The sequence below is a fragment of the Acidovorax sp. LjRoot129 genome, assembly GCF_964253765.1.
In the GTDB taxonomy this organism is placed as follows: domain Bacteria; phylum Pseudomonadota; class Gammaproteobacteria; order Burkholderiales; family Burkholderiaceae_C; genus Acidovorax.
In genome coordinates this window covers 522,153-544,680 of the sequence record NZ_CAXUSE020000001.1, presented here as the reverse complement: position 1 = coordinate 544,680, position 22,528 = coordinate 522,153, and the positions used below count along the sequence as shown (strand labels likewise).

Here is a 22,528-nt window from a genome sequence, read left to right as displayed (position 1 = left end):
CCGCTACCAGCAGCCACTGGCTGCGGTGACGGTTGCAGTTGCAGTTGCAGTTGCAGTGGCCGTCACGGCTTAGGCTCAGGCTTCAGGCGCTGCAATCGTCTGATCGATGGCGCCGAAGATGCTTGCGCCGTCCTTGCCCTTGACCTCGATGCGGATCGTGTCGCCGAACTTCATGAACTCGGTGCTAGGTTTGCCGTCCTGGATGGTCTCGATGCAGCGCTTTTCGGCGATGCAGCTGTAGCCCTTGGGCCATTCGGTGCGGCCGTTGGTGTCGGTGATGCCCTTGTTGCTCACGGTGCCGCTGCCGATGATGGAGCCGGCGCGCAGGTTGCGCGTCTTGGCGACGTGGGCGATCAGCTGGCCGAAGTGGAAGGTCATCTCGGGGCCCGCGTCGCACATGCCGACCTTGCGGCCGTTCCAGGTGGACTGCACGGTCAGGTGCACACGGCCGTGGTCCCAGGTGTCGCCCAGCTCGTCCAGCGTGACGGCCACGGGGCTGAAAGCGGTGGCGGGCTTGGACTGGAAGAAGCCGAAACCTTTGGCCAGCTCGGCGGGGATCAGGTTGCGCAGGCTCACGTCGTTGGCAATCATCACCAGGCGGATGCCGTCCAGCGCCTGGTCGGCGTTGGTGCCCATCTTCACGTCGCCGGTGATGACGGCGATCTCGGCCTCGAAGTCGATGCCCATGGCTTCGCTCGGGACCACCACGTCGTCGCGCGGGCCGATGAAGTCGTCGCTGCCGCCCTGGTACATCAGCGGGTCGGTGTAGAAGCTTTCGGGCACCTCGGAGTTGCGCGCTTTTCGCACCAGTTCGACGTGGTTGATGTAGGCCGAGCCGTCAGCCCATTGGTAGGCGCGGGGCAGCGGGGCCATGCACTGGGTCGGGTCGAAGGGGAAAGCATGGCGCGCGCGGCCGCTGTTGAGCTGGTCGTACAGGTCCTGCAGCTGGGGCGAAAGGAAGCCCCAGTCGTCCAGCACCTGCTGCAGCTTGCTGGCAATGCCGGTCGCATAATGGGCCGTGCCCAGGTCGCGCGAGACAACAACCAGTTGGCCGTCGCGCGAGCCGTCTTTGTAGGTAGCGAGTTTCATGTTGGGAGGACCTTTGTCTCAAGGGGTTGAAGTCTTCACCCAACACGAATTACGCTTGGGTAAATTGATTTAACTAAACAAAACTCCCAAATTTTAGTGCACATGGACAAAGAACGTGCAGGAATTCAATCGGTCGAGGTGGGTTTTGCCTTGCTGGAAGGGCTGACACGCTCGCGCGGGCCGCTGATGCTCAAGGATGTGGCGGCCTCGGCTGGCATGAGCGCAGCCAAGGCGCACCGGTATCTGGTGAGCTTTCAGCGCCTGGGCCTGGTCACGCAGGACCCGCGCAACGCCCGCTACGACCTGGGCCCCGCCGCCCTCAAGCTGGGGCTGGCGTCGCTGGCCCGGCTCGATGCCGTGCGGCTGGCGCGCGAACGCATGCCCGAATGGATGGAAAGCATCGGGCACACGCTGGCGCTGGCGGTGTGGGGCAACCACGGCCCGACCATCGTGCACTGGGAGGAATCGCCCCAGGCCGTGACCGCCAACCTGCGCCTGGGCGACGTGATGCCGCTGCTGTCGTCGGCCACCGGCCGCTGCTTTGCGGCCCACATGGCGCCCGAAGTGGTGGCGCCGCTGCTGAAAGATGAGCTGGCCCGTGCCGTCAAGACACGGCGCACCGACCTGCCTTCGACCATGACCGAAGTGAACGCCCTGCTGGCCGAAGTGCGCACACGCGGCGCCGCCCGCGTGGTCGACACCTTGTTGCCCGGCATCGTGGCCTTTTGCGCCCCGGTGTTCGACTCTGACGGCCATCTGGAACTGGGCATCACCACGCTGGGCTCGATTGCCACGTTCGACCCCGAATGGGCCGGCGCCGTGGACGCGCCCTTGCGCGCGGCGGCCGCGCAGCTGTCGAGCGACCTGGGCGCGGGCAGCGCCTGACGGCGCCGGGCACGCTGGCCATGCCACGGCGCGCGCTGTTTCTTATCACCGCCCTGGTGCTGGCCCTGCATTGGCTGGTGCTGCACGGCGTGCCGCTGGCGTGGGACAGCCCGCAGCCGCCGGCAGCGGGCCGCGCCTTCAGTACCCGCACTGTGGCACCCGCCCCCGCACCGGCGCTGGCTGCAGCGGCCGCAGCGCCAACAGCGACCGCGGCACCCAAATCCCCGGCGCGCAAGAAACCCCCATCACCCGCGCGCGGCACCCGCCCTGCCCCATCGCAGGCCACCGCAGAGGTTGTGGCCCGCCCAGCCGAAGGGCCGGTGCAGGCGGCCGGCAGCGATGGGGACGCGAGCACAGCCGCCGCCGCGGAAGAAACCACCAGCGCTGCGACCGCTGCAACGGCTCCAACCGCTGCAGCGTCCGCACCCCAGGCCGAGCCCCCTGCACCCGTGGCGTCAGCACCCGGCGTTGAAGAACCCACCACGGCCGCCGGGATCGACATCGCGTCCCCCGGCTCCGGTACCGGCCGCAACGCGAGCGCCCCGCCGCCGCCCGTGCGCATCCCGTCACCCACGCGCTTAGCCTTCGACGTGAGGGGCGAGTTCAAGAAGCTCCCGTACAACGCCCGTGCCGAATTGCTCTGGCAGCACGACGGCAGCCGCTACGAGGCGCGCCAGGAGGCCGGCGCTTTTCTCATGGGGACGCGCACCCAGCGCAGCGTGGGCGCCATCACGGCCCAGGGCCTGTTGCCTGAGAAGTTCTCCGACAAATCCCGCAGCGAGCAGGCCGCGCATTTTGACCACGCCAAGGGCCGGGCCACTTTCAGCGCCAACACCCCCGAGGCCGCCGTGGGCCCCGGCGCGCAGGACCGGTTGAGCCTGTTCATCCAGCTCGGTGCCATGCTGGCCGCCGACCCGGGACGCTTTGTGCCGGGCACCCAAGTCACGCTCACCACCGTAAGCGCCCGCACCGCCGACCGCTGGACCTTCACCGTCGAGGGCCCGGAGACGCTGGACCTGCCGGCGGGGCCCACGCCCGCGCTCAAATTACAGCGCCTGCCGCGCAAGGAATACGACCAGAAAGCCGAGTTGTGGGTGGCGCCCTCGCTGAACTACCTGCCAGTGCGCATCAAGTTGACCCAGGCCAACGGTGACTTTGCCGATCTGCAGCTGCGCAGCAGCGGGCCACCTTGACGCGCGGTTCTGGCGAATCGGCCCCCCTGGGGGGTCCCATTGAACGGCGGATCTTCCAGGGCTAGTGGGTACCCGCCCTCCATTCGTATCAAAGTGTTGTGCCCGAACACCACCTACAGACCTGAACGGTAAAAAACCCGGACCAGCCCGGCCGCCCTCCTTTTTCATGAAATACTGGACCGCAGCAGGGCCTCACGCCCTGAAGCGGTTCCCCCTCTCTACCGCAGGCGCGCTGGCAGGCACCACCGGAATCCCCTGCGGCCCGCCAAGTAGGACAAGACGTTAGCGCGCTGCCAGCGTTTGATGGAAGCTGCTCCAGGGCTTGAACTCTGTCCACCCGCTGTCATCTGACATCTATATCGACAAGGGGAACACGATGCACATGCTCTACGACTCAGAATCTTTCGTGGTGGTCCACATGCTGCCCGACGCCGTGGAGAAAAGCAGCACCCAGGTGCTCAACGACACTGCACCCGCTCTTCCCCAGCTGGCCCGCCATGGTTTTGAAATCGTGGACAAGCGATCCGGCAAAGAGGTCTACCTGGACGGCTCCTGGGCCGAAATGTTCCAGGAACAGATCCTGGCCTGGCAGCGCGACACGCCCACGCAGGAAGAAGTGGAAGATGCGCTGGACCGCTATGCGGGCCTGGCGCAAAACCCGGTGGTGGTTCACTAGCTCCCCCTGAGGCGCTGCGCGCCTTCCCCCTGAGGGGGACGCACCCGGTGGCCTGGCATAGCCGGTTCCACGGGTACGCTGGCGTTGGCGCAGCGCGGGCTCAAAGGTTGGTCGGCTTCTCCTCGGACGGATAGATCCGCCGATACAGCGGGTCCACCAGCATCAGCACTGCGATCAGCCTGCACACCTGGAACGCAGTCACCACGGGCACCCCCAGCTGCAACACCTTGGCCGTGATGGCCATTTCCGTGATGCCTCCCGGCGATGAGCTCAGCAGCAGCGTGACCCAGGGCAGTCCGGTGGCCCAGGCCAGCACCCCGGCGAAAACGGCGCACACCCCCATCAGCACCAGCGTACCCAGGGCCACGGATGCCATCCAGCGGGGTGCGGTGCGCAAGAAATCTGCGCGAAAACGCACGCCCAGGCTGACGCCAATCACCAGTTGCGCGGCGTTCACCAGCGCCTGCGGAACGGCCGAGAGGGTGATGCCGGCCATCGTGATCCCCATCGACACCAGCATGGCGCCCATGAACCAGGGGTTGGCGCGGCCCAGCCTGTCCATCAACAACGCGCCCGCCCCGGTGAGCACCGCCATCAACGCCAGACCGGGCAAGTCCACCACGCGCGCCACGCTGGGCGGCAACACATCCAGCCCGTGCAGGCCGCTCCACTGCAGCGCAAACGGGATCGTGACGGTGACGATGAGCAGGCGCAGGCTGTGGCTGGCCGCGACGAGGTCGGTGCGGGCGTTCTCGCGCTCGGCCAGCAGCGTCATCTCCGAAGCGGCGCCGATAGCCCCTGCAAAATAGCTGGTGGCGCGCATCATCGGCGCGGGTACACCGTGCATGCGCGGGGCATGCACCCGGTACAGCCAAGCCCCAAACAGCCAGCCCAGGAACAGTGCCCAGACGATGCCCAGCGCAATCGCCCACCAGAGCCCGCCAACCAGCGCCACCACCTGGGGCGTGAAGTACAGGCCCAGGGCCGCGCCAATCGTCCACTGCCCGGCATTGCGCAACGGTCCCCAGCTTTCCGTGGGCCCGCCCAAGATGGACACCACCGAGGTGGCCAGCAGCGGACCAATCATCCAGGGCAGCGGGGTGTGCAGGGCCACACAGGCAGCGGCCGCGCCCCAGGCCAGCAGCAGCGTGGCGATGACGCGCAGAAAGAAATGAATGCGGGAAGGCATGCGGGCAGGCAGATAGACAAAAGCGACCGACGGAGGGCTCCGAAGTATCGCCCTCACAGCAACCGGCGGCCTTGCCTATGGCGCATGGCCGGCATCGCGAAAGGTGCATTGCATGGGCCACGGGCGCGCCAGATCCCGCTGGCTTGAGCAAAGCGCGGGCGTGGACCAGCGGACAGGCTCAGAGGAGTTGTCTGGCGACGCGGCATGCTGCAGCGCCACCGCCCTACCAGTTAAGCAGCGGCGGGCGCGGCGCTAGCTCCCGTGCCGTTGCGGAACGGGAGACTGGCGTCGCCCCGACATCTCACGCCCCATGGATTCCAGCGCGGCTTCGGGCAAGATCCCCTGCGCCGCCGGATAGGCGATGCGCTCCTCATCGTCGATGTGGCGGGCATAGCGTTGGGCAAAGCGGTCTAGGACCGCGAGGTCGCCGGCACTGAACATGCTGGCGCGCCCATCGACCAGCGCCTGCAGGGGCTGCCGAGCAGCCGCCCAGTCCGACACTATGTCGTGGTGGTCCTGCAGCAGGCGTTGCACCAATGCCACCACATCGGCTTGCCCCTCGGCCAGCAGCGGCGGAAAGACATGCAGCTCCTCATCCTGGTGGTGCAATGGCGCGGCAATATCAAAGTAGCGCAGCACGTCGCGGGCGGCCTGAAGGGCAGGCCCATCGGCGCCATGGTCCCGCACATGATCACGCAGCCGCCCCAGCAAAGTCAGCGTGCGCTGCACACGTTCATGGCAGGCCTCGAGCATGGCAAAGGGCTGCTCGAAGCCCACACCAGGGGTGCTGAAGCCGGGAATCTGGCGCGTGGAGGTGGGGGTCGGCGCCGGGGTGGCAGCCCTGCTCGTCATCGCTGTCTCAGCCAAACTGGACCGGCTCGCCCTGGCGGTCAAAGGGAATGTAGGCACTGTGGGATCCCCCCTTGATGGCGTCCACCATGCGCTGCAGCGGCTCCTCGGCGTCGGCGCTGGTGGGTGGTTTGTCCAGGGTGCCGGACATCGCCGCGGCGAACACCATGGTCCAGTCATGGCCGGGCGCGGTGAACTGGCGCGCCTCGTCGACCAGCGCGGTGAACGACGGCAGCTCCTGCGGCGCCTTGTCGACGCACATCAGCGGCACCAGGGCACCCCCTGCCCCGGCTTCAAACTTGGCGCGCTGGTCTGCGGTCGCGTCTTCGGGCAGCTCAACCGCGGCAAACACAAACAGCAGGCGCTGCGGCTCGGGCTGTTGGCAGGCTGCCTGCAGCAGGTCATCAAAACTTGAAATTTGCATGGCAAGAATTTCTATGGATCGTGAAAAAAAAGAGGCGACCCACAGGGGCCGCTACTACGTGGGCACCCCGGCTTGGCGTATGTCCAGGGTGCTCACGTAGGTGGAAGCCGCCGGCCGCGCACGCGCGGATTTGCGCGCCTGCACCGTGCCGACACTGAGGAAACACAGCGCCTGCTCTGAATCCAGCAGGCGAAAAAGTTGGCGCAGATGGGGCGACTGGAGGGCCTTGCCACTGGTCAGCGCCGAGCCGTAGCCCTGGGCGGTGGCCATGAGCAGCATGTTCTGCACCGCACAGCCGGCAGAAACCAGGCGCTCCGCCACATCGATGGCCGGGTCGCCGCACTGCGCATCCACCACGACCAGCATCAGCACGGGCGCGCGATGGGCTTTCTCACGCGCCTGGGCCGCCTGCTCGGCGGTGGCGGCAGGGTCGCGCTCAAGCAGCGCTTGGGCAAACACCTCGGCCAGCGCCGCACGGGCCAACACGGGCACCAGCACAAACCGCCAAGGCACCAGTTGGCCGTGGTCCGGCGCATGGGCGGCGGCGTTGAGGATCTGCGCCAACTCCTCCGCATCGGGGCCGGGCGCACCCAGGCGTTTGGGCAGAATGGTCTGGCGCGACTGGATCAGCGCCGCAGCAATGGCCGCCACTTCGTCGGACGCGCTCTGCCGCGCCACTGCGAGCGCCGGCGGCTTGGCAGCAATGCGGGGGGTCAGGGGCCAGGGGATGACAGCCATAGCAGTTCCTTGGGACCGCGTGCGTTCATCCGGGCCGGCCATCGGCCCGCAGCCGGCCGTACCAGCCGGCCAGGCGAATGCCCCAGACGCCCATCGTGGCGGCCCAGAGGCACGCGGTAACGGGCAGCACCCACGCCCAGGCCACGCCAAACATCCCCGGTACCTCGGCGGCGATGCGCAGCACCGTGGCGGCCTGCAGCATCCAGAACAACGTCCAGGCCCCGCTGTCTGCCACCAGCGCGCGCCCGCTGTGGCCACACGACACGCGGGTGACCATGGCCAGCATCAGCGAAGCCAGGCACCCCATGGTCAGCGCATGCAGCGGCGCCAGGCCCAGCGCCCCCATGCCAAAGCGCCATGCCAACCAGTGCGATGCACCCGCCGACAGGAACGCGACGCCGAGCCACAAAAACCCGATGTGCAGCATGGCCAAGAGCCGGTTCTTGAGGCTTTGCACCAGGCCCCAGACGCAGGCCAGCCAGACCAGCACGCCACCCACGGCGAGTTGCAGCGTACCGAGCACCAGCGTCCACGGCGACCCCGCGCCCACGGCCGGAACGCCCGCCCATTCAAGCCACACCGCAGTGACCTGCATCACCGCGGCGCCCAGCATGAGCCACAGCGCCCACAACGGCCGCCACGCTGGCACCATCGGCAGCGCGCTGGAGGTGAAAAACGGGATCATGCGGTGCGCCACGGTCACGTACACCACGACCACAAAGCCCCACAAGGCTGTGTACACAAAGGCGCGCGCCAACGCGTGCGTGCCAATGGCCAGGCTGAGCCACAGCCCCGCCACGCTCAGGCATCCCACAACGCAGGCCACCAAAATCGTTCGGGCATGCAACTGGTCATCGGCGCGGCTGAGCCGCACCCGCCCGGCAAACAGTGCCGTCATCCACGCCAGGCCGGCACCCGCCAGTGCCAGCCCCGCCAGCGCCGCCCCGATGCGCCAGTGCGCCCCCACCAGCCACAGCAACCAGCCCAGCGCCTGCGCGATGAGCGGCCCGCGCAACGCCCGCACTGGCAACGCATCCACCCCCAGCCATTTGGGCCCGGCGGTAAAGAGGAACCCGGCAAAGAACAGCGGGATGAAGCCCAGCACCATCACGGCTGCGTGGACCAGGGTAGGCGACATCGCGTAGTACATGCCCCACCACCCGGTCGACCGCGCCACCTGCACCAGCGCCCACCACGCGCCCGACGCCACCAGCACCACCATCGCGAGGAAAAACCCCAGCCGGTGCGGCGCCAGCATCAGGTACTGCCAGCGCCAGCGCGGGTCCAGCTGCGCAATCGCCTGCACAGAGGGCTTGCCTGCAGGGACCGGGATGACCTTGCTCATGCTGGTTGGCCTGAAGGAGGTTGGTTGAGGTTGAGGCAAGGATTCATCCGCAGCTCCCCAGGTGCCCACATTGGGTGCAGTAGTCACAGCCATCTTTGCGGATCACCGCGTGCGCACCACATTCGCTGCACTTCTTGCCGGCCATGGCCTGCGGCACACCGGCAGCGGGCGGTGCAGGCTCGTCCAGCGGCAGCAGCTGCTGCACCGGGTCCGCCACCCTGCGCGCCAGGATGTTCTGGATGGCGAAGGCCATGGCCGCCACTTCCGAGTCGTGCCACATCGGCACCACCGTGCCGTCGTCCTTGCGGTGCGTGCCCAGCCGCACGGGGCCACGGTCCCATGCCACCTTGCGCATGTCCGACAGCGCACGCTCCAGAAACCCCCCGCGCGCCGCCAGCGACAGCATGCGCATGCTGGAGGTGATCCACTGCTGCGACTCGCCGCTCTGGCCCACGGGCATGAAGAACTCGATGGCCCGGTCGACCGTGCCACCCCTGCCCGATCCACCCACGCCCGTGGGCACGGGCAGGAAAGACACGATGAGGTACAGCGTCTTGTGGCCCTCTTGCGTCCAGTACTCCAGCTTTTCTGCCACCGCCGACAGGCCGCCCTGCGGTCGGCTCTCGATGACGGTGCGCATGGGGTCGACCGGTGCGGCCGGGGTGGTCGCCTGTGGGACCTGCAGCGCCGCCACGGGCTGCGCGGCGGGCTCTGCATGCGTCTCCAGCACCGAGCCGAGGATGCTGTTGGGCCGGTAGGTGGCCAGGCCCTTGAGGCGTGCGCGCCAGGCCTGCAGGTACAAGTCCTTGAAATCCTCGTAAGGGTAGTCCGCAGGGATGTTGACGGTCTTGGAGATCGCCGTGTCGACGAAGGGCTGGACGGCCTCCATCATGGCAATGTGCTCCTGTGCAGACATCGCCAGCGCCGACACGAAATAGTCCGGCAGCGCATTCACATCGCCCCCCAATTCACGGTACAGGCGCCAGGCATGGTCTTCCACCGCGTACTCGCTGGTGCTGCCGTCCGACTCGCGCTTCTTGCGCTTGTACATCCAGGAGAACGGCGGCTCGATGCCGTTGGAGGCGTTGTCGGCAAACGCAAGGCTCACCGTGCCCGTGGGCGCAATCGATAGCAAGTGGCTGTTGCGAATGCCGTGCTCGCGGATGGTGGCTTTCAGCGAATCGGGCAGGCGGCTGGCAAACGTGCCCTCCGCCAAATAGCCTGCAGCGTCAAACTTCGGGAACGCCCCTTTTTCCTGCGCCAGGTCCACCGACGCCGCATACGCCGCATCGCGCATGCATTCGGCAATGCGCGCGGCCATGGTGCGCCCTTCGGGTTGGTCGTAGCGCAGGCACAGCATCGCCAGCGTGTTGCCCATGCCGGTAAAACCCACCCCGATACGGCGCTTGGCCATGGCCTCGTCGCGCTGCTGGGGCAAGGGCCAATAGGTCACATCCAGTACGTTGTCGAGTGCCCGCACCTGCAGCGCCACCGCCTGGCTGAACGCACCAAATTCGAACGCCGCCACGCCACCAAAACCGAACGGGTACCGCACGAAGCGCGTGAGGATGATGGGGCCGAGGTCGCAGCAGCCGTAAGAGGGCAGTGGCTGTTCGCCGCAGTTGTGGACCACCAGCCCATTCGCATCGAATGCATGGACGTCGGCCACCGTCACGTCATAGACATCATGAACGCCCGCATCGGCTAGCGACTGCACGGTGGCGGTAAAGCGCTCGCGGTTGAGGGCGCGGCGATAGTTCGACAGGCCCTCCTCCAGCCGCGCGGCCTTGTCGGTATCGCAAAAGCCGACGCGATCGGCGAACTCCCGCAGGTTGTCGCCGCTGATGACCAGCTCGTGCTGGGCGCGGGTGGGGTAGTTCTGCATACCGCCGCGGCCATCGGGCAGCTGTGTCGACGATGCGGGCCGCCGCTCGCAGTACAGCGTGGATGCGATGCCCATGCGCAGCAGCATGCGTTGGACGGTGCACAACACGTCAGCATTGCTTTGCGACAGCCGCACGCTGAGCCCCTTGTCCTGTGCGCCCTGGACGGAGCCGTCCGCATCGAACAGGCCGCTGAGCAGGCCCTGTATGAAGGCCGAAGACTGCCGCTCCATCTCGGGCGTGATGGTCTTGCGGCCCGGTGCCATGCCCAGCCGGTGTGCCAGCTGCCACAGCGCGGCACTGGCCATGCGAGCCTCGCCGCGCCCTGCTACGGGCCTCTGGAAGCCTTTGAAGTCTGCCCGGTGCGGCAGTGTGGCCGCAGCGGCCGTGGCAGCACGCATGATGCCGTCCGCCCCGGACGCCGCATAGGCCGTTGCGCCCTGCCCCACGGCCTTGAGCTCCGGCGCCCACACCGAAATCACGGCCTTGTCGGCCTTCAGGGTGCCGTCGCCAATCAGCAGCCCGAGCAGATAGCCCTCGGCCTGCGTGCCTGCGCCGCTCCAGCCTGCAAAAGCACGGTGGTCGTGCAGCATGACTTCGTCGCCGGGGCGCAGGTGCGCTGCCTCGGTCCATTCCACCTCCAGGCAGTAGCGGGTCTTGCGCGCCACACGCCGCACCCGGTGGTCCGCCGTCAAGCGCAGGTTGTGCCCCTCTCGGGTTTGCAGCGCAAGCACGGGCTTGGTGCCTGTCTTGAAGAAGCCCTGGCTTTCCACACGGTAAGCACGGCCATCCACCACGGCCGCGAACGGCTTGCCCACCAGGTCGGCCACCTGCTGAGGGCCTTCGGTGGTCATCACCCAGGTGTCTGCGGTCACGCAGGGATTCGTAGCTGCAATCTCTTCGCAGTACTGCAGGTTGTTGTCTTCGTTGATGCGCCCCAAAAACAAGATGCCCGGCTCGGCGAAGTCGTAGGCGGACTTCATGATCGTGTCCCACAGTGCGCGGGCCTGGACGGTGGCGTAGACCCATTGGCCATCGGCACGCTGGCGGGCACCTTGGCCCTGCAGCGTGGGACCAGGGGGCGCCTTGTGCACCAGCTCCCAGGGCGCATCGTTCTGCACCGCCTGGATGAACGCGTCCGACACGCCCACCGACACGTTGAAGTTGTTCCAGCGGCCGGGCGTGCGCTTGGCGGTGATGAACTCCTGCACGTCGGGGTGGTCGATGCGCAGCACGCCCATCTGCGCGCCGCGGCGCGCGCCTGCGCTCTCCACCGTCGAGCACGACTGGTCAAACACGTTCATGTAGCTGCACGGGCCCGAAGCCATGGAGGCCGTGCCCTTGACGTGTGCGCCCCGGGGGCGAATGCGTGAGAAGTCGTACCCCACGCCGCCGCCGCGGCGCATGGTTTCGGCGGCCTCGCGCAGCGCTTCGTAGATGCCGGGAAAGCCTTCGTCGTCGACGCCCTGGATGCAGTCTCCCACGGGCTGCACAAAGCAGTTGATCAGCGTTGCCTGGATGTCGGTGCCCGCGGCACTCATGATCCGGCCCGCGCCGATGGCACCGGCCTTGAGATTGGCCAGGAAGAGCGCCTCGTACTTGGCGCGCAGTTCGGGGAGTTCGACCGACGCCAAGGCACGTGCCACGCGCGCGTACAACTCCTCGACGGAGGATTCGCCGGGCTTGAGGTACTTCTCGTTCAGCACATCCATGCTGATGGGCTGGGGGGCGGTCATGTCGGCGGGATGGCCGAGGCCTTCACGAATCATGGGGTCTGCCTTGAGGGAAGGGCTGCGCGGCGCAGAGCACGCTCAGCCATCTGGACGGGTATTGCAGTGGAACCGTCGCCTGGAGAACGGCGCTGCGCAGACAGCAAGAATAGACCTTTTCGGGCGTTTTGGGACCCATGTCCGCCCTGACGGTGGTGCTTAGAGCAGCGTCTATGACGCAGCGCAAACTCGGTGCACAGCGCCGTCGAGATGCCGCGGTGCCAGGGGTTGTAGTGTCCATAAATTTTGATCAAAACCGGCTATATCGCTTATCTATAAAGCACTAATAGCTATCAATTTAATAGCATTAAAAATTTGGGCAGGCGATCTTTTTGAGCCAAGCGGTGGGGGTTGACTGGAGGACCTGGTGCCACCACTGCGGTGGCCTGCAACGCTGGTACTTACCTGTCCTTACCGATCTGCGCTCTGAAGGTCCACACACCCACTACAACCGGTCGCCACACACGCCGCAGCGTGGCTCAGCACAAGTCTTGCCTGCTGCGCGCTGCCTCTGCCTCTGCCTCTGCCTGTCTCCAATTCAATCGCCAATGACCTGGCCGTCATGCTCTACATAGGGCGCCGCACGCGGATCGGCGGTGCCATGGGTCGTGGCGGAGGCAGCCACGAAATGGCCGGTGGCGACATCAAACACGTTCACTTCACCGTCCTCGATGACGTAGTGCCAGCCGTGCAGGCTGATCTTGCCGGCCAGCACGCGGCTGCGCACCATCGGAAACTCCATCAGCCGGCCCAGTTGCAGCACCACCGCGCGCTGCTCGGTGCGGCGCAGCGCTTCGGCGCAGGGCTGCACCGGCAGCACGGCTTCGCGCCCCAGATCCAACCAGCGCTGCAGGTTCTGCGCCTCGGCAGGCACTTCGCCATACAGCGCCTTGATGGCGCCGCAGTGGCTGTGGCCGCAGACGATGATGCGGCTGATTTCCAGGCTCAGCACCGCAAATTCAATCGCTGCCGCCGTGCCGTGGTGGCCTTGTGACCCATCGTAGGGCGGCACAAAGGCACCGACATTGCGCACCAGAAACAGCTCGCCTGGCCCCGTGCCGGTCAGCGTGTAAGGCACCAGACGCGAGTCCGAGCAGCCGATGAACAGGGTCTTGGGGTGCTGGCCCTGCGCCACCAGGTCCTGAAAACGCTGCTGGTGCAGCGGGAAGTAGTCGGACTTGAAGGCGCGCAGCTTGACCAGCAACTCCGCAGCGTCGGTGTTGGCAGGAAACAGCGGGTGCTCCATAAAGCCACAGGCTGCTACTGCACCAGCGGCGAGCCGGCTGCATCCAGGGTGATGTGCTCCAGCTCCGCCTCGCCGGCCAACAGCGACATGTACTGGTGCAATGCGCGGCCACGCGACTGCATGGCCAGTTGGCGCGCAATGCGCTCTTGCACGTCTGCGTACGCAGGCACGGTACCAGCGCGGCGCTCCAGCACTTCGACAATGTGAAAACCAAAGCGGCTGTGCACCAGCATCGGGTGGATGCCGATAGTCCCCTTATGGTGCGATTGGTGGAACAGTTCCTTGGCAAGTTCTGGCGCGCAGTCATCGGGGCTGATCCAGCCCAGATCGCCGCCCTGCGCGCTGGTGGGGCAATTGGACAGCTCACCGGCCAATTGGGCAAAACGCGCGGGCGGGGTGTCCTTGTGGGTCAGCTCCAGCAGCGCTTTTTCGGCATGCACCGCCAGCGCCTGCACGTTGATGCCGGGCGTGACGGCAAACAGGATGTGCCGCACATGCAGCGCCTGCCCCACCGTGAGCTCTGCGGTGTGGGCCTGGTAGTAGCGAAGGCATTCGTCCTCGTGCGGCTCGGGGCTGTGGACTTCAGCGTCGACCATGGCCTCCAGCACCTGGCGCTCGGCCTCGCCAGGCTCGGGGGCCAGGTCACCGCCCTGCGGCGCCAGCAAGCCCTGCGACACGGCACGCTGGCGCAGCAGCTCGGCGTACGCGCGCTCGCGCAGTTCCTCCTCCAGCGGGCGATGGCCTTCGGGGTGCAGCGCAATGCCGTTGATGCGCGCGGTGGGCACCTCTTGCGGGGCAGAGGTGGGAGCGATGCCCGCAGCCGTGGCGGCAGCGGTGGCGGATACGGCACCCGTGCTGCAGGCACAGCCGCCACCGCCGCTGCCGCAGCCCGTGCTCAGGGAAACAGAGTTTGAGTTCATGTGAAGTTTCCCGGGTTCAATGCTTGGCGCTGCGGTCACTGCCGTGTACCGGCTGCGGCGGCACCGGTGAAACACGTGTGGTGGTCTTGCCCACGTCCAGGCGGCGGCTGCGCACCACCTGGTACGGGCGGAACAGGTAGCCCACCGAAGCAAAACCACTCCATACATGCACCAGTCGGCTGAAGGGGAACAGCAGGAAGATCGTCATGCCAAACACGATGTGGAACAAATAGGGCCAAGGCAGTCCCGCCAGCACTTCGGCATCCACCGTGCGCAGCGTCAGAATGCGCTGCGCCCAGTCGGCCAGGATCAACATCACGCTGCCGTCCGAATGCGCCCAAGAGAACGGCAAGGTGATCAGCCCCACCACCAGCTGCACCCACAGAATGAGCAAGATCGCCAGGTCGGTCCGGTGGCTGGTGTAGCGAATGCGCTCATCAAAAATGCGGCGGTAGATCAGCATCGAAAGGCCGATGAAGCACACCACACCAAAGAAACCGCCCGAATAGATGGCCACGCGCTGCTTGAATGAGGCTTCCATGAAGTGCGCGTAGAAGGCGTGCGGCGCCAGCAGGCCCACCAGGTGGCCAAAGAACAGGAACAGGATGCCGATGTGGAACAGGTTGCTGCCCCAGCGCAGCAATCCCGTGCGCAGCATCTGCGAAGAGTCGCTTTTCCAGGTGTACTGGTCTCGGTCAAAACGCAGCAGGCTGCCGAGCAGAAACACCGTCAGGCAGATATAGGGATAGACGCCAAAAAGGAAACCGTGCAGTGAAGTCATGGCTGTGCTCCTGTGGAAGAACCGGCTGCACGCGCAGCACGGGGCACGATGTGGATGGGTTGCGCCTGGTCGGGGCGCGCCTGGCCCTTGGACGAGCAGCCGTCGAACACGACCGGCTCTTCCCAGATGGCATCAATGGGCTCGTCAACGACGACTTCCACCGGCGAAGATTTTTCGCCAGCCAGTTCCAGCAGCGCACCCAGCACGCAGGCGTAAGGGCTTTCGCGCTGCTGCAGGGCGGCGAATATGGCGTTGAAGATGTGTGCCATCTCCCCCAGAAACTCGCGCGCCTGGCGCGGCTGCAGGGTGGATGTGAACTCCAGCACGACGGGCACGAAATCGGGCATTTCGTCCTCGCCCAGAAACAGGCCCGCCTGCTCATAGGTCTTGGTCAGGTCGATCATCGCGGGGCCGCGGTCGCGCGAATCGCCATGCACATGCTCGAACAGGTGCAGCGACGTGGCGCGCCCCCGATCAAACAACTCGACATAGTCGGACTCGACCTCCAGCACGGCCTTGCGGCCGAGCGTTGCAATCAGCGCGTCGAGCTCGGCCAGGCGCGATGCCGACAGCGCGCGCTCTGCGTGCAGCGCAGTGCGCATGTCGCTCAAATGCGCGCGCATGTCGGCGTCGGGGTAGCCCAGCAGCAACGCGAGCACGCGCAGGCTTTTGCTGGCCTGCGGAAGGGTGTTGAACAGCGCCATGGCCTAGACCTCCATCTTGATCGGGATGGTGCGCTTCTTGCTGCCACCAAACAGGCTGACTTCGCTGCTGCCTTCAGAGCAACCGTTGCCAAAAGTGAAGCCACAGCCACCGCGCACATCGAACGCGTTTTCGGCGTACTCGCGGTGCGTGGTGGGGATGACGAAGCGGTCTTCGTAATTGGCAATGGCCATGATGTGGTACATGTCCTCGACCTGCGCCACGCTGAGGCCGGCTTGCGCCAGCACCGCCAGGTTCTGCTCGTTGTCCACATGCTTGCTGCGCTGGTACGCGCGCATGGCCATCATGCGCTGCAGGGCGCGCATCACGGGGGCGGTGTCGCCGGCAGTGAGCAAGTTGGCCAGGTACTGCACCGGAATGCGCATCTGCGAAATGTCGGGCAGTTCGCCGTTGACACCGATCTTGCCGGCGTTGGCCGCTGAGGTGATGGGCGACAGCGGCGGCACATACCAGACCATCGGCAGCGTGCGGTACTCGGGGTGCAGCGGCAGCGCCACTTTCCAGTCCACCGCCATCTTGTAGACCGGGCTCTTGCGCGCGCCTTCCAGCCAGGCTTCAGGAATGCCATCGCGGCGCGCCTGCGCAATCACTTCGGGGTCGTAGGGGTCGAGGAAGATGTCCAGCTGCGCCTGGTACAGGTCCTTGTCATCGGGCACGCTGGCCGCTTCCTGGATGCGGTCGGCGTCATACAGCACCACGCCCAGGTAGCGGATGCGGCCCACGCAGGTCTCGCTGCACACGGTCGGCTGGCCGGCTTCGATGCGCGGGTAGCAGAAGGTGCACTTCTCGGCCTTGCCGCTCTTCCAGTTGTAGTAAATCTTCTTGTACGGGCAGCCCGAGACGCACATGCGCCAGCCGCGGCATTTGTCCTGGTCGATCAGGACGATGCCGTCTTCCTCGCGCTTGTAGATCGAGCCAGACGGGCACGATGCCACGCACGCCGGGTTCAGGCAGTGCTCGCACAGGCGCGGCAGGTACATCATGAAGGTGTTTTCGAACTGCCCCACCATGTCCTTTTGCACCTGGTCGAAGCTGTCGAGGTTGGCGTCCTTGCTGCGCTTTGCAAATTCACCGCCCAGGATTTCTTCCCAGTTCGGACCCCACTCGATTTTCTCCATGCGCTTGCCGGTGATCAGGCTGCGCGGGCGGGCGGTCGGCGTGGCCTTCATCTCGGGCGCCGACTGCAGGTGGTCGTAGTCGAAGGTGAAGGGTTCGTAGTAGTCGTCGATCTGCGGCATGTTCGGGTTGGCGAACAGCTTCATCAGCATCGACCATTTGCCCCCCTGGCGGGGCACGATGGAGCCGTCGGCGCGGCGCACCCAGCCGCCGTTCCACTTGTCCTGGTTCTCCCATTCCTTGGGGTAGCCGATGCCGGGCTTGGTCTCGACGTTGTTGAACCAGGCGTATTCCATGCCGGGGCGGCTGGTCCAGACGTTCTTGCAGGTGACCGAACAGGTGTGGCAGCCGATGCACTTGTCCAGGTTCAGCACCATGCCGATTTGCGCGCGTACTCTCATGCCGACTCTCCCTGTTGTTGCACCGCAAAGGCGCGGTCGTCATCGCGTGGGGTGTCCAGCCAGTCCACCTTGTCCATCTTGCGCACCACGACGAATTCGTCGCGGTTGGTGCCAATGGTTCCGTAGTAGTTGAAGCCGTAGGAGAGTTGTGCGTAGCCACCAATCATGTGGGTGGGCTTGAGCACGATGCGCGTGACCGAGTTGTGGATACCGCCGCGTGTGCCGGTGATTTCCGAGCCAGGGGTGTTCACGATCTTTTCCTGCGCGTGGTACATGATCACCATGCCCGGCTTGACGCGCTGGCTGACCACCGCACGCGCTGCGATGGCGCCATTGACGTTGTAGGCCTCGATCCAGTCGTTGTCTTCCACGCCAATGGTTTTGGCGTCGTCCTCGCTCAGCCAGATGATCGGCCCGCCACGGCTGAGCGTGAGCATGATCAGGTTGTCGGTGTAGGTCGAGTGGATGCCCCACTTCTGGTGCGGCGTGATGAAGTTCAGCAGGATCTCGCTGTTGCCGTTGCTGCGGATGTTGTGCACACCTGCCGTGGCTTTCAGGTTCACCGGCGGACGGTAGCTGGCAAAGCCCTCGCCAAAGGCAATCATCCACGGGTGGTCCTGGTAGAACTGCTGGCGGCCGGTCAACGTGCGCCACGGTATGTACTCGTGCACGTTGGTGTAGCCGGCGTTGTACGACACGGTCTCCGACTCGATGCCGCTCCAGGTGGGCGAGCTGATGATCTTGCGGGGCTGCGCCTGGATGTCGCGAAAGCGAATCTTCTCGTCCTCTCGGTGCAGCGCCAGGTGCCTGTGATCGCGCCCGGTTTGCTTGCCCAGCGCTGCCCAGGCCTTCACCGCCACATGGCCGTTGGTCTCTGGCGCCAGCTGCAGCACCATTTCGCAGGCGTCAATGTCGCTCAGGATGCGCGGCATGCCCAGCGTGACGCCGGGTTCGGTCACCACGCCACTCAACTGGCCCAGTTGCGTCACTTCGGTCTTGGTGTCCCACGCAATGCCTTTGCCGCCATTGCCAATTTTGTTGAGCAGCGGCCCGACAGCGGTAAAGCGTTTGTAGACGTTCGGGTAGTCGCGCTCGATGACCTGCATCTGCGGCGCGGTCTTGCCCGGAACCAGATCGCATTCGCCGCGCTTCCAGTCCTTCACGTCAAAAGGCTGCGCCAGCTCGCCGGGCGAGTCGTGCTGCATGGGCGTGAGCACCATTTCCTTTTCCACACCCAGGTGGCCTTCGCACAGCTCGCTGAAGCGCTTGGCAAAACCTTTGTAGATTTCCCAGTCGCTTTTGGATTGCCACACCGGGTCCACCGCCGTGGACAGCGGGTGGATGAAGGGATGCATGTCGCTGGTGTTGAGGTCGTTCTTCTCGTACCAGGTCGCGGTCGGCAACACGATGTCGGAGTACAGGCAGGTGGTGCTCATGCGGAAGTCGAGCGTCACCAGCAAGTCCAGCTTGCCCTCGGGCGCCTTCGCGTGCCACACCACTTCTTCGGGCTTGCCGTCCTCGGGTCCCAGGTCCTTGCCCTGCACACCGTTGTCGGTGCCGAGCAGGTGCTTCAAGAAATACTCGTGCCCCTTGCCCGACGAACCAATGATGTTGGAGCGCCAGACAAACATGTTGCGCGGCCAATTGGCGGGGTGGTCAGGGTCTTCGCAGCTCAGCTTGAGCGAGCCGTCCTTCAGAGACTGCACCACGTAGTCTTTGGGGTCCAGGCCCGCCGCCTGCGCGTCTTTCACCACCTGCATCGGGTGCGTCTGCAACTGCGGCGCGCTCGGCAGCCAGCCCATGCGCTCGGCGCGCACGTTGTAGTCGATCATGCTGCCGGTGTAGCGGCTCTTGTCGGCCAGTGGCGACAGCACTTCGTCCACGCCCAGCTTTTCATAGCGCCACTGGTTGGTGTGGGCATAGAAAAAGCTGGTCGAGTTCATCTGCCGTGGTGGGCGGATCCAGTCGAGCGCAAAGGCCAGCGGCGTCCAGCCGGTTTGCGGGCGCAGTTTCTCCTGGCCTACGTAGTGCGACCAGCCGCCGCCGCTCTTGCCAATGCAGCCGCACATCATCAGCATGTTGATGACGCCGCGGTAGTTCATGTCACTGTGGTACCAGTGGTTCATGCCCGCGCCGATGATGACCATCGAGCGGCCTTCGGTCTTGTGCGCGTTCTCGGCAAACTGGCGCGCCACGGTGATGACCTGGTCCCGAGGCACCCCGGTGATCTGCTCCTGCCACGCGGGCGTATAGGGCGTGTTGTCGTCAAAGCCGGTCGCGGCCAGCTCGCCGGCCAGGCCACGGGCAATGCCGTACTGCGCCACCTGCAGGTCGAACACGGTGGACACCAGCACCTCGCCGCTGCCGATGGTGATGCGCTGCACGGGCACGGTGCGCACCAGCACATCGCCCTGCTCGTTATTGGGAAAGTGCTCGTGGTGGATGCCGCCAAAGTACGGAAAGCCCACCTTGACGCTGGCGGTGGCCGCGTTCTCCACGCCGCCCTCGCCTTCCATGACTGACAGCTTGAGCGAGACGGCCTTGCCATCCCGCGCTTCCTTGGCTTCCAGGTTCCACTGGCCAGTGTCGGCGCGGCCGTCCGGACCCCAGCGGAAACCGATGGCGCCCTGCGGCACCACCACGTCGCCGCTCGCGTCCAGCGCCACGGTCTTCCAGTCAGGGTTGTTGTCCTGGCCCATCTGGTCGGCAAAGTCGCTGGCCCGCACATAGCGGTCGGGGACCAGGCAGGTGCTGCCGTTTTCAAGCCGATGCTCTTTCAGCATCACCAGCATCGGCAGGTCGGTATAGCGGCGCGCGTAGTCGTCAAAGTAGGCCGAGCGCGGCTGGCCATTGCCGCCAAAGTAGAAGTCTTTCAGGATCACATGGCCCATCGCCATGGCGACGGCTGCGTCGGTGCCCTGCTTGGGATGCAGCCACAGGTCGGACAGCTTGGCGACTTCGGAATAGTCGGGCGTGATGGCCACCGTCTTGGTGCCCTTGTAGCGCACCTCGGTGAAGAAATGCGCGTCTGGCGTGCGCGTCTGCGGCACGTTCGAGCCCCACGCAATGATGAAGCCCGAGTTGTACCAATCGGCCGACTCGGGCACGTCGGTCTGCTCGCCCCAGACCTGCGGGCTGGAGGGCGGCAGGTCGCAGTACCAGTCGTAGAAGCTCATGTTCACGCCGCCGATCAGCGACATGTAGCGCGAGCCGGCGGCATAGCTGATCATCGACATCGCCGGGATCGGCGAGAAGCCAATGATCCGGTCCGCGCCGTGCTGCTGGATGGTGTAGATGTTGGCAGCCGCGATCAGCTCGTTCACCTCGTCCCAGGTCGAGCGCACCATGCCACCCAGGCCGCGCACGCTCTGGTAGTCGCGCCGCTTGGCCTCGTCCTGCACCACGGCCGCCCAGGCCTCGACAGGCGCCAGCGTCAGGCGCGCCTCGCGCCAGTGTTTGAGCAACCGGGCGCGGATCATCGGGTACTTGACCCGGTTGGCGCTGTAGAGGTACCAGCTGTAGCTGGCACCGCGCGAGCAGCCACGCGGCTCGTGGTTGGGCATGTCCCAACGGGTGCGCGGGTAGTCGGTCTGCTGGGTTTCCCAGGTGACGATGCCGCCCTTGACATAGATCTTCCACGAGCACGAACCCGTGCAATTCACGCCGTGTGTGCTGCGCACGATCTTGTCGTGCGCCCAGCGGTTTCGGTACGCGTCTTCCCAGGTGCGGTCTTCGGCGGTGGTGACACCATGGTCGCCAGAAAACGGTTCGCGCGGGTTGGAAAAGTAGTTCAGGCGATCAAGAAAATGGCTCATCGGGGGCTCCTTTTTCGGGTCTTGAGAGTCGTGAGGGGCGTGAAGGCAGTGGTGCGCATAGCGCGCTTGCTCAGCAAGGCATCTCAGCGTTTTTTCGTGCGTAGTACCACCAGGTCAGCCCGATGCACAGCACATAGAAAACTGCGAAGGTCCAGAGCGCAAACTCGGGTCCGCCGGTCAGCGCAATCGAGCTGCCATAGCTCTTGGGGATGAAAAATCCGCCGTAGGCTGCAAACGCTGCCGTAAAGCCCAGCGTGGCCGCAGCCAAGGTGTTGCCTTCCTTTTGAGCATGGGCCAGGGCACCCGGCGCGTTGACATCCACACCCCGCATGGCTTCGGTAAGAAAGATGACCGGGATCATGCTGAAGGTCGAACCGTTACCGATGCCGGTGGTCAGGAACAGCACCAGAAAGCAGACAAAGAAACCGGCAAAGTTGCCGCCCGCGCCTGCCTGCGGCAGGAACTGGATCACGCCGACCACTGCAATCGCCATGACGATGAAGTTCCACAACGTGACGCGTGCGCCGCCCACCTTGTCTGCCAGCCATCCACCGAAGGGCCGCACCACGGCGCCCACCAGCGGGCCCAGCCACGCATAAGCGAGAGGGTTGATGTCGGGGAACTGGCTTTTGATCAGCAGCGGAAACCCGGCGGCATACCCGATGAACGAACCGAAAGTCCCCAGGTACAGCGTGCACATCAGCCAGTTGTGCTTGCGCCGGAAGATGGCGGCCTGGCTGGCAAAGGACGCCTTTGCATCCGCAATGTCGTGCATTCCGAACCAGGCGGCCAGCGACGCCAGCACAATCCAAGGCACCCAGATGAATGCAGCGTTCTGCGTCCACACCTGCATGCTGTTGCCGTTCTTGACAATCGTTTGGCCTTCGCCGCCGAAGATGCCAAAGATGCCCGCAGTCACCACCAGCGGGCTCAGAAACTGAACCACCGACACACCCAGATTGCCCAGGCCCGCGTTCACGCCCAGCGCCGAACCCTTGCGCTCTTTCGGAAAGAAAAAGCTGATGTTGGCCATGCTGGAGCTGAAGTTGCCGCCGCCAAACCCGCACAGCAGCGCCAGGATCAGCATCGTCGGGTAGCTGGTGGTGTTGTCCTGCACCGCATAGCCAATGCCCAGCGCCGGGATCAAAAGCGATGCGGTGGAAATCGCGGTCCAGCGTCGGCCACCGAACATCGGCACCATGAACGAGTAAAAGATCCGCAGCGTGGCGCCGCTGAGTGCCGGTGCTGCTGCCAGCCAGAACAGCTGGTTGCTCGAATACTTGAAGCCCAGGCCGGGCAGGCTCACGGCGACCACGCTCCAGACCTGCCAGATGGCAAAAGCCAGGAACAGTGCGGGCACCGAGATCCAGAGGTTGAGCTTGGCGACGGCTTCGCCTTCCCGCTCCCAGAACGATTTGTCCTCGGGCGTCCAGAGGGTGAGCAGGCGCCCCTGGCGCCCGCGGGTGGGGGTGGCAGACATCGGTGA

17 protein-coding genes are annotated in these 22,528 nt (G+C 65.4%); 3 read left to right on the top strand and 14 right to left on the bottom strand.

The window, feature by feature from the left end; genetic code table 11:
• Window positions 1-75: 75 nt before the first annotated feature.
• Window positions 76-1,089, bottom strand: a complete 1,014-nt coding sequence (locus ACSQ3Q_RS02580; RefSeq protein WP_436132855.1) for a fumarylacetoacetate hydrolase family protein — start codon at window positions 1,087-1,089, stop codon at window positions 76-78.
• Between the two features lie 102 nt (window positions 1,090-1,191).
• Here ACSQ3Q_RS02580 and ACSQ3Q_RS02575 point away from each other — a divergent pair, with 102 nt between their 5' ends.
• The 3 genes from ACSQ3Q_RS02575 to ACSQ3Q_RS02565 all read left to right on the top strand — a co-directional run bounded on the left by ACSQ3Q_RS02575 (window position 1,192) and on the right by ACSQ3Q_RS02565 (window position 3,843).
• The gene (locus ACSQ3Q_RS02575) at window positions 1,192-1,974 is read left to right on the top strand and encodes an IclR family transcriptional regulator (protein WP_436132854.1); all 783 of its coding nucleotides are present in this window, start codon (window positions 1,192-1,194) and stop codon (window positions 1,972-1,974) included.
• 20 nt (window positions 1,975-1,994) lie between these two features.
• On the top strand, window positions 1,995-3,167 hold the full coding sequence (locus ACSQ3Q_RS02570; protein ID WP_436132853.1) for a DUF3108 domain-containing protein: 1,173 nt from the start codon (window positions 1,995-1,997) through the stop codon (window positions 3,165-3,167).
• A gap of 376 nt (window positions 3,168-3,543) precedes the next feature.
• Complete coding sequence (locus ACSQ3Q_RS02565; protein WP_436132852.1) at window positions 3,544-3,843, top strand: BTH_I0359 family protein; 300 nt, start codon at window positions 3,544-3,546, stop codon at window positions 3,841-3,843.
• A gap of 100 nt (window positions 3,844-3,943) precedes the next feature.
• Here ACSQ3Q_RS02565 and ACSQ3Q_RS02560 read toward each other — a convergent pair whose 3' ends face one another.
• The 13 genes from ACSQ3Q_RS02560 to ACSQ3Q_RS02500 all read right to left on the bottom strand — a co-directional run bounded on the left by ACSQ3Q_RS02560 (window position 3,944) and on the right by ACSQ3Q_RS02500 (window position 22,522).
• On the bottom strand, window positions 3,944-5,032 hold the full coding sequence (locus ACSQ3Q_RS02560) for an AbrB family transcriptional regulator (protein WP_436132851.1): 1,089 nt from the start codon (window positions 5,030-5,032) through the stop codon (window positions 3,944-3,946).
• A gap of 252 nt (window positions 5,033-5,284) precedes the next feature.
• Window positions 5,285-5,884, bottom strand: a complete 600-nt coding sequence (locus tag ACSQ3Q_RS02555; RefSeq protein WP_436132850.1) for a hemerythrin domain-containing protein — start codon at window positions 5,882-5,884, stop codon at window positions 5,285-5,287.
• Window positions 5,885-5,891: 7 nt separating this feature from the next.
• Window positions 5,892-6,305: a ribonucleotide reductase subunit alpha gene (locus ACSQ3Q_RS02550; protein WP_436132849.1), complete on the bottom strand. Its 414-nt coding sequence runs from the start codon at window positions 6,303-6,305 to the stop codon at window positions 5,892-5,894.
• 54 nt (window positions 6,306-6,359) lie between these two features.
• A complete protein-coding gene (locus tag ACSQ3Q_RS02545) occupies window positions 6,360-7,043 on the bottom strand; it encodes a nitroreductase family protein (RefSeq protein ID WP_436132848.1) in 684 nt (227 codons plus the stop codon).
• Between the two features lie 25 nt (window positions 7,044-7,068).
• Window positions 7,069-8,388: an NnrS family protein gene (locus ACSQ3Q_RS02540; protein WP_436132847.1), complete on the bottom strand. Its 1,320-nt coding sequence runs from the start codon at window positions 8,386-8,388 to the stop codon at window positions 7,069-7,071.
• 43 nt (window positions 8,389-8,431) lie between these two features.
• Window positions 8,432-12,040 (bottom strand): LAGLIDADG family homing endonuclease, encoded by a 3,609-nt coding sequence (locus tag ACSQ3Q_RS02535; RefSeq protein WP_436132846.1) that lies wholly within the window; start codon window positions 12,038-12,040, stop codon window positions 8,432-8,434.
• A gap of 538 nt (window positions 12,041-12,578) precedes the next feature.
• On the bottom strand, window positions 12,579-13,286 hold the full coding sequence (locus ACSQ3Q_RS02530) for a carbonic anhydrase (protein WP_436132845.1): 708 nt from the start codon (window positions 13,284-13,286) through the stop codon (window positions 12,579-12,581).
• Between the two features lie 14 nt (window positions 13,287-13,300).
• Window positions 13,301-14,206 carry a peptidylprolyl isomerase gene (locus tag ACSQ3Q_RS02525; protein ID WP_436132844.1) on the bottom strand — a complete coding sequence of 302 codons (906 nt, stop codon included), beginning with the start codon at window positions 14,204-14,206 and terminating at the stop codon, window positions 13,301-13,303.
• A 16-nt stretch (window positions 14,207-14,222) separates the two neighbouring features.
• Entirely contained in the window at window positions 14,223-14,987 is a 765-nt protein-coding gene (gene narI / locus ACSQ3Q_RS02520) for a respiratory nitrate reductase subunit gamma (RefSeq protein WP_436132843.1), read from the bottom strand.
• Window positions 14,984-15,691, bottom strand: coding sequence for a nitrate reductase molybdenum cofactor assembly chaperone (gene narJ, locus ACSQ3Q_RS02515; protein ID WP_436132842.1), 708 nt, complete (start codon window positions 15,689-15,691; stop codon window positions 14,984-14,986). The genes narI and narJ overlap by 4 nt, the downstream gene beginning before the upstream one ends.
• A gap of 3 nt (window positions 15,692-15,694) precedes the next feature.
• Window positions 15,695-17,227, bottom strand: a complete 1,533-nt coding sequence (narH, locus tag ACSQ3Q_RS02510) for a nitrate reductase subunit beta (protein WP_436132841.1) — start codon at window positions 17,225-17,227, stop codon at window positions 15,695-15,697.
• Complete coding sequence (locus ACSQ3Q_RS02505; protein WP_436132840.1) at window positions 17,224-21,042, bottom strand: nitrate reductase subunit alpha; 3,819 nt, start codon at window positions 21,040-21,042, stop codon at window positions 17,224-17,226. The genes narH and ACSQ3Q_RS02505 overlap by 4 nt, the downstream gene beginning before the upstream one ends.
• Window positions 21,043-21,112: 70 nt before the next feature.
• Window positions 21,113-22,522: a NarK family nitrate/nitrite MFS transporter gene (locus ACSQ3Q_RS02500; RefSeq protein ID WP_436132839.1), complete on the bottom strand. Its 1,410-nt coding sequence runs from the start codon at window positions 22,520-22,522 to the stop codon at window positions 21,113-21,115.
• Between the last annotated feature and the right edge of the window lie 6 nt (window positions 22,523-22,528).